An 8712-nucleotide genomic window follows, 5' to 3' on the forward strand; every position below is an offset into this window, starting at 1 on the left:
CATTTTTTTCTTCAGTTCTATTATTTTTTTGATTTTTAACTTAATGACATTGGGATATTACGATGCTTAATTCCATTTTGGCTCATATCAAATTCATCGAGTGAGACAACATATTTTGGATAATTATCGCGAATACTATCATAAACGCCAAACTCACGTTGAATCGTTTCATCGGATGCCAGCAAATAAGTAACTTGAACATATAGTTTCTCTCCGTTTTTATCGCATACAAAATCAATTTCCTTGTCTTGAATTCTTCCAACTGTTACTTTGTAACCTCGACGAAATAGTTCCAAATAGACGATGTTTTCTAAAATGAGATTGATATCTCGCATGTTGCCACCAAAAATGGCTTCTCGAATACCATGATCGGCAAGATAATATTTTTCATTGGATGAAAGAATCTGTTTTCCATGTAAATTTTCACGCTTAACCTGATAAAACAAATAAGCATCACAGCAATATTTGATGTAATTCAAAATAGTTTCTGGTGAAACGGTTCGTTTTTCATTTTTGAGAAACTTTGACAAAGAAGTAGCCGAAAAAGTTGTTCCTATATTTGTACTTACATAAGTAATAATGCGTTCCAGCAAGTCCACATCACGTATTTTGTTTCGTTTCACAATGTCTTTAAGCTGGACAGAGTTAAACAAATCATGGAGATACAATTTGCAAGGCTCTTCTTGATAACGAACATTGGCTAGATAAGTAGAAAGTTCTCCGGATAAAAGATTGGCATTGGAGCCAGTGATATAAATGTCACAGTCAAGTGACATAAGAAAGAAGTTAATACATTTTTCCCAATCTTTTACTTCTTGAATCTCATCAAAAAACAAATAAACTTTGCCATTGATTTTGGAAGCTTTTTTGATAATTTCATCATGTAATGCTTTTGCACTTTGCAAATGAGAGAAGTTCAAATCCTCAAAGTCGATTGAAATAATCTGATTTGGATGAATACCAGACTCCAAAAGTTCCTCTTTAATCAGCTAGAGCATAACCGATTTTCCGCAACGATGAATACCAACTATGACCTTTATGAGTTCTGTTCCTATAAAAGGTCGAATACGTTTCATATACATTGCATATACTTGACCAAATTATATTATATTTATAACTGACAAAAATATGTTTTTTATTAAAGTTTATCAGTTATAAATACAAATATTTAAAATCAAGAAATTTCTCATTTTTTACCATAATTTAGAAAAATTTTATTTTAAACCACTCTAAATTGATGTTTTTTCTAACATAAATGGTTGAAAATGTTATTTTTGTCTGAAATCGTGTTATTTTTGTCATCGCAATCCACTTTAAAAATATTTATTATATAATGAAAGAAAAAAGAGGAAACGAATGATGGAATATACAAGAATAAAATTATTGTCTCGAGATGATCCGAAACGATTGAATCGGATTGTAGCTGTAAAAGGAGATCCGGATTTATATACTTTAGGTGCTATATTCGGATTTAGTTTAAATTGCTGGTTTGATAGTGTTTATTTTTTTGAAACGCAAAAAATAACATATTTACCGGATTTATTTTTAAATCGATATATTTTTTCAGAAAATCAATATAAGATGAGTGAAAAGAAATTATCGGATCTAGGTTTTGTTTTTACTTTTCAATATGATATGACAGATGAATGGATATTTGATTGTCGGATTTTATTAAATAAATATGAATATGAAAGCAAGGAAAGTGAGTATCCATTGGGTATTGTATTAGATGGAAAAGGATTTGGAATTATTGAAAACAATCATTCAACTTTTAATCAATTTGTGAATGGAAAAATAAAACCAGATACTATGATTCAAACTCGACATAGTTATCCGACTTTACCGGATTATTTGGTTTTAAAGTCTTTTAAGGATTTTAATCATTCTTTGGATTTTTCAAATTATAAATTTTATAAAGATGAAATTCAGTTTATAACGGATCAATATTTTGAAGATCCCAGAATTAATTATGACATTATAAGAGATGAAGAATATTATAACAATATAGTGGCTTCTAAAATATTCACTAATAAATTTATGTGCGATACTTTTACTCGTTTAAATAAAAAATATGATGTAAGAGAATCTTTTCAAAAAATAGCTAAGTGTACATATGATACGGTTAAACAATTTCGTATAGGAGAAAATCGATATATTATATATTTAGAAGTCAAAAAACAATTGAATTTATTAGACTAAAAGAGGACGATTGTCCTTTTTTAGTGTGTATATTTGTTGATTATTTTTCTAAACATATAGTTTATTCATTTTTTGATACAGTCTTTGTCACTATGAAATGCTCTATACTAAAAATCTCTTTTTTGAAAAGTATATATTTTTGTATTGGAATAAATGGCTTTACCAATAAAATAATCAACTTTTATTCTAATTCCATAAAACTGATTGATTTTTTTCTATGAATATTTATATTCCTAATTCTGTATGGAAATATTTTAGACTTGTGAATTGATATTTTCTTCTGAATTGTTTTGGATGAAGTGTGTTTGTACCGTTGAAATGATTAATATATCCTTCTAAATATTCGAGGACTTCTTTTTGAATTGTAGCAATATTGGTATTAAAACATGACATCTGTTCTGTATCAATAAATGTCGTTTCCCCAATATAATCATCTTTTTTTATAATGACCATCTTACTATAATCAATACCAGGATTTTCTCCTGTTGGAAATGGGGATGAGTAAAAATGAAATCCTTGTTTATGATTTAAATACGTTCTGAAGGGAACACATACATAATAATTTTCTTTCGTTTCAAATACTATCACATCATAAGGTCTATCGCCTTTTTCTAATATTTCAGGATACTTAGCAGCAGGATAATCTTTGTAAAAATTAGATGATAATTTTTTTATTTCATAGTTATTCGATATAGTTATACTATTCATTTATTAACTCCTAAAAAAAGAGAACTATTAAAGTTCTCTTAAAACGCATCGCATCGGTCACAATTTTATTTTACCGACCTGTCTGTACCGTCACAGGTCATCATCAATCCGGTCACAATTTTATTTTACCGACCTGTCAGTACCGTCACAGGTCATCATAAAGCGATGGAAGATAAAGACCTATCTTCATTTGAATATTAACATTAACTTATTGTTGTGTCAAACAATCTTATCGCATAAAATCCATCTTTACTTTATTTCGTATTTCCATGATTTCATCTCGAATCGTATTAACTAATAAATAAGATTCAGATGGATCTTCTTTTAAATCTATTACCAGATTATATATATTCTTCATGGATTCACTATAGATAGAAAAAGAATCTTTATATAGTATATAAAACGTATAAATGTCATATATACAATCTATATATTCATTTAATATATCTTCTTCTAATTCAATATATCTTGCATGAATTTCAAGTGATGTATCTAATTTCTGTAAAAAAGAATACACAATCATTTTTTGTTTTCTTCTTTTTTCAAAGTAATACAACAATAATCCATTACAAATCACAAACAATAAAACAAGTAACATTTGATCCCCTTCTTTCAAATTCTTTACTATTTTATCAGAAAACAATAATCATGACTGAGCTAAGATTTACATCAATTGGTATATTATATACATGATTATTTAACATAAAGGAAATGATTACATGAACAACGATATCGTAATTTTTAAAAATGGAGAATTGGAATTAGAAGTGTCTGTTAGTGAAGACAGAGAAGCTGTTTAGCTGACATAGGAACAAATGGCTGAATTGTTTAGTAGAGATAAGCCAACAATATCACGGCACATCAGAAATCTGTTTAATGAAGGTGAATTGGACAGAAATTCAGTTGTTGCAAAATCCGCAACAACTGTTGCAGATGGAAAAACGTATCAAGTTGATTATTTCAATCTAGATGTAATTATTTTTGTTGGATATAGAGTTAAGTCAAAAACTAAAACATACAGATAATTACAACTAAAATTATTAATAATAACGGCCAATTGGAAATTAACCATTAAACAAATATGAGCCATTTATCATTGATAAGTGGCTCAATTTTAAACTGATAAGGTGGCTCAATTTTGGATTGACAAATACAAATACGGTTGATTTGAGTATTTCATCTGTTGTAATAAGAAATGATTGCATTACGAGAATGAACCAATTAATTAACTATGTAAAATCAAATTAACATTGTTATTTCACAAAATTTGATGTATTATCATAGTGGAATTGCGGTAAGTTACTACGATGCTTACTTGCCAGTTTAGTTCGCTGAACTGGTTTTTTTATTGTATTTTGAATTTAAGTAAAGGGCTGTATAAAATTTTGATAAGTTTGTTGGATAAACAATCTTGGAACATTCCTCATTCATTTTATGATTTTATTATTTGTCAGCAGATTTATTATTTAGCCGACATTTAATGAAACAATGAAATATAATAGAAAACTAAATCATGTAAACCTGGAATGATTACAAGAGTCATATATATTGTCTTCCCCAGACTCTGTTATAAAAAAACTGCAACCATTATAGCTGCAGTTTTTTATTTTATTCTGTTGTTTCCGTTGTTTCTTCTGGCTGTGTAATAGATTCCATTGTAATAGAATCAGCGGATTCTCCTTTTAATACTGCATTAATCTTAGCATTTGCTAATTTAACCGTATTTTGGTCTGGAATCATAACATAAGCCGCTTGTCCTAGTGCGGCACACATTTCTGTAGAACCGGTTCCATCGACTGAATATTGTTCCACTTTCCAATTGGTTCTTGAACTGATTTGCCATTTAATAAGTGTTTGTATTTCTTCCGTCGATAAATCTGTTTCAAAGAAGCCAGATAAAGCATCTAGAATTGATGTATAGTTTGTAACAGAACTAAAAGACATCGCTTTTTTAATCACTGCTTTAATCACTTCCTGTTGATTTAATGCTCTATGTCGATCCCCTTCTGCATAGGCATAACGTTCACGAGCAAATCCCAGTGCACATTCCCCATTTAAGTGGTTGTCTCCTTCATAGACTGTACAAGATGTATTTCCGTTTCCTACGTTTTCAATGGTTTGATCTGAATAAATGTCAATACCACCTAATGCATCCACTAAATTTTCAACCGCATCAAATCCCACTCTTAATGTATAGTTAATTTCAATACCTAAGAAGTTTTCTACTGTTTCTTTAGTAGTTTGAATACCATAAATACCTGTATGCGTTAATTTGTCTAAAGCTCCATTGGCACAGTTTTGAGTGACATTACATACTGTATTAACATAATAGTCACGTGGAATACTCATTAATAAAATGGTTCCAGTGTTTGGATTAACAGTAACTACCATATTAACATCAGTACGAGCTACTTCATCCAATCCACCACGAGAATCGGATCCACTGATTAATACAGTAAAAGGTGTATTGGTAATATCTTTAACCGCTTTTACTTCGTTTTTCTTTTCGGTATAGTAAACCGTTGTGTGAATGACTTTGGTTTCTTTTCCAAATGATTTAAAGTTTTCATTTTCACTAATGGTTTCTCTATAGTTTTCATTTAATACAATAGCTCTAACGTCTTTATCATATAAAGCTTGTACTTCTTCATCTAAGCTATCGTATTTTGAACTCTTATAGTCTACATTTTCTTCTTTAAAATCAGCTAAACATTTCTTAGTTCCATATGTATCGATTTCCGATAGAATACCAATTTTTAATCCATTTAAATCGGATAACGAATCAATTTTAGAATCGGATAAAACAATAACTGACACTGTATTTTTAATTTTATTGGATGTATCTGTAATCTTTGTTAAAGCTGACTTTGTTTTCATAATGTAGTATCCACCAAATAAATAGGAAACACAAAGTACAATTGTAATAAATACCGCAAATACTTTAACAGCTACTTTCTTATATAGAGCCAATAAAACAATAAAAATTAAGTCAACAAGTGCTAATATCAATACAAGTAAACCAGCTATATTTCCTGGTAAAACACCAATTGTAATGATTTCAAAACCAAAATAAATAGTAAAAGAAATCAATAAAACAATTAATAAACCAGTCAATACTTTTAATAACTTTTTCATGACATCCTCCTTAGTCAAAAATCTTTTTGAATAAACTAAAAAACAATGACAATACTGTACAAATACATACAGATGTCATTGCTCCTAGTGTATCAATCAATACATCTATTTTTGACATGGTTCGACCTGCTACACTTCCTTGATGCCATTCATCCCCACATGCCAAAATGAAACAAATCAATATTGTTAAGAAAAACCTTCCACCTTTTTTTATTCCTAAAATCGTAAACGCAAAATATATCGCGATAGCCATACAAAAATAAATCATAAAATGCGCTATTTTTCGTATATTAACGTTCCAGTTACTTCCATAAGGTGAATACAAAATGATATAACTCTTTATTTTCTGTGATAAAGTAAAACCTTCAGGAGAAGACTCCAAATACGTTTTTACTTCTTGTTTCAATGCCTCTGTAACGTTTTCCGAACGAATAGAAGAAGTATATCCATCTTCTGAGCTCATAGAATACATCAAAGTAATCACAAAAACAGCAGCACAAACAAATACCACAAACCAAATAAAACGTAAAAAATAATGTTTCTTCATGTTTATCCAATCACAATTGTTCCTAATACAGGTATATTAAATCGATCACAATATTCTAATTCTCTTATAATTACAGTTATAAACTCTACTCATTAATTAAGCCATCTTTTACATTCACATTTTTCAAGTTCTAACTATTGTACTATGAAGTAAAGTCACATTTTAACAAAAGGATACACTTAAAGAAATGGTGTTTCCAAAAATATACAGTTTTTCCTGTAAGCTTACTTTTATTGATTGCTTAAGTTAATCATTTCTTTTTCCAGTTCTAGAAGATGTTTACTTCTATCTTTTACTCTACGACATGGAATACCTAAATAGATGCCCCATTCATCTAAAGTTTTATTCACTAAAGACATGCTACCAATTGAAGTTCCTTCCTTTACTGTGACATCGGGTAATACAGTACATCCGCTACCTACCAAGGAATGCTTTTCAAATATAACTGTTCCTCCAGTCACATTTCTATATTTTTCTGGAATTGTTGGATTTGTTAATGCTTCTCCCGAGTAATCATCATTCACTGCATAAACTGCACATCTTGAAGAAATACCGACATAATCTTCTAAAACAATCCCATATTCACCGCCAAAAAGCATTACTCCGGCAGCAATATGTATATTATTCCCAAATTGAATCCTTCCACTTAAAATGCAGAAATCATCAATTCTAACATTATTACCAATACTGATATATTGGGCTCCATAAATACTACATTTTTTGCTGACAAGAACATTATTACCGACCGCTTTGAAACCAATTTTTTTTAATTCTTCCTTAGAATAAAAACTATTCATAGCAACTCAACCCTTTCATTTATTTTGCCGTATATAGTAGATTTCTCTATCCAACTTAATATTCTATTCTCTACAAGTTTTTGCCGAATTATTTCAATTATTATACAAATTATAAACACTCCAAGAACAGATATAATTGAAAACAAAATTAACCTTTCAATTGAAAGATAATATGCCCCTTTCACATTTAAAATCGTTCCCCATAGCCATTTTCTCATTGTATCTGAATTAGCATGAATGCATAGAACCCCAAAAGTACTTCCACCAATTGTATTTATCAGCCCACTTTTATTTATCTTCAAGTCTTTAAAGAACATAAAACTACAAAACCCTATTGCAAAAGCAAGAAACGTATTGCTATCACTCACAAATCTATAAGCTATTTGCTTATCAAACTTGTCTCCCAAAATCAAACAGATTATTACAGACATTATTGCAAAAAGAATAAATAAAGTAGTCCAATAACCCCATTTTCTATTATTAATTGAATATAATCGAACATACGCAGCAACAATGTATAAGAAAGAAAACCACGAAACATAATTCATTACCACACTGAACTTAGGCATCGTCCCAAGAAATACATATAGAAAAGCAAGTAACCCGATTAAGTATTGGTGCTGTTTCTGATTGATGTTTTGCAGGAGGATGTTAAGGAATGGTATAAACAAATAAAATACAAGGAAACAAGCAATAAAGTTACTACTGTCCACTTTCCTTACTATCAATAAACCTTCAAGCACATCTTTAATACTGCCAATACCAAAAACAAGAAATAAAAGTGATATAAAAATATTATAAAAAAGCACCTCACTAATCATTTTTACATACTTTCTCAGTGTAATATTACTTTTGCACATGAAGTACCCAGTAATAAGCATAAAACAATTTATACCTGTCTTTCCCCAAGCACCAAATAGAAATAAAAAAATACTATTCACGCTTAACGTGTGTTCATACATTACATCGAGTAATCCACTATTTACAACAAAATGATGTGCTACAATCAGGAGCATCACGACTATTCTATATAATTCCAAATTAGAATTTCGAATACTACCATGTTTATTTATAAATTCTTTTTTCATAGTTATCACTCTAATATAATTTCACAAATTCTATCTACATCTTCCATACTTAAATCTGCATACAATGGAAGTGTTAACACTCTTAATGCAATATGTTGAGCAACTGGTGTTTTTTCAATACCAGCTGTTTGATAATTTCTATAGCATTCGAAACTATTGGTCAGTGGATAGAAGTATTTTCTTGCTCCTATTCCCTGTTTTTCTAGTTTTTCAAACACTTCATTCCTTGTATATTTAT

The 8712-nt window shown here is 29.5% G+C and carries 9 protein-coding genes; 1 reads left to right on the forward strand and 8 read right to left on the reverse strand.

Annotated elements, in window-relative coordinates; all coding sequences use genetic code 11:
* Positions 1-35: 35 nt before the first annotated feature.
* Positions 36-971 (reverse strand): ATP-binding protein, encoded by a 936-nt coding sequence (locus ACI32A_RS05775; protein WP_439754089.1) that lies wholly within the window; start codon positions 969-971, stop codon positions 36-38.
* 385 nt (positions 972-1356) lie between these two features.
* Between ACI32A_RS05775 and ACI32A_RS05780 the strand changes: the two genes are divergently transcribed.
* Positions 1357-2199 carry a hypothetical protein gene (locus ACI32A_RS05780; protein WP_439754090.1) on the forward strand — a complete coding sequence of 281 codons (843 nt, stop codon included), beginning with the start codon at positions 1357-1359 and terminating at the stop codon, positions 2197-2199.
* Positions 2200-2424: 225 nt separating this feature from the next.
* Here ACI32A_RS05780 and tenpIN read toward each other — a convergent pair whose 3' ends face one another.
* The 7 genes from tenpIN to ACI32A_RS05815 form a co-directional block, all read right to left on the reverse strand.
* Positions 2425-2907 (reverse strand): type III toxin-antitoxin system TenpIN family toxin, encoded by a 483-nt coding sequence (gene tenpIN / locus ACI32A_RS05785; RefSeq protein ID WP_439754091.1) that lies wholly within the window; start codon positions 2905-2907, stop codon positions 2425-2427.
* 229 nt (positions 2908-3136) lie between these two features.
* Complete coding sequence (locus ACI32A_RS05790; protein WP_439754092.1) at positions 3137-3505, reverse strand: hypothetical protein; 369 nt, start codon at positions 3503-3505, stop codon at positions 3137-3139.
* Between the two features lie 1010 nt (positions 3506-4515).
* Positions 4516-6042: an LCP family glycopolymer transferase gene (locus ACI32A_RS05795; protein WP_439754093.1), complete on the reverse strand. Its 1527-nt coding sequence runs from the start codon at positions 6040-6042 to the stop codon at positions 4516-4518.
* 10 nt (positions 6043-6052) lie between these two features.
* A complete protein-coding gene (locus ACI32A_RS05800; protein WP_439754094.1) occupies positions 6053-6589 on the reverse strand; it encodes a VanZ family protein in 537 nt (178 codons plus the stop codon).
* A 230-nt stretch (positions 6590-6819) separates the two neighbouring features.
* Positions 6820-7386: an acyltransferase gene (locus ACI32A_RS05805; protein WP_439754095.1), complete on the reverse strand. Its 567-nt coding sequence runs from the start codon at positions 7384-7386 to the stop codon at positions 6820-6822.
* On the reverse strand, positions 7383-8474 hold the full coding sequence (locus ACI32A_RS05810) for an acyltransferase family protein (protein WP_439754096.1): 1092 nt from the start codon (positions 8472-8474) through the stop codon (positions 7383-7385). The genes ACI32A_RS05805 and ACI32A_RS05810 overlap by 4 nt, the downstream gene beginning before the upstream one ends.
* Positions 8475-8479: 5 nt before the next feature.
* On the reverse strand, positions 8480-8712 hold a 233-nt coding region (locus ACI32A_RS05815; protein ID WP_439754097.1), incomplete at its 5' end, for a DegT/DnrJ/EryC1/StrS family aminotransferase.

This window comes from Floccifex sp., from assembly GCF_051873555.1.
Lineage (GTDB): Bacteria > Bacillota_I > Bacilli_A > Erysipelotrichales > Erysipelotrichaceae > Floccifex.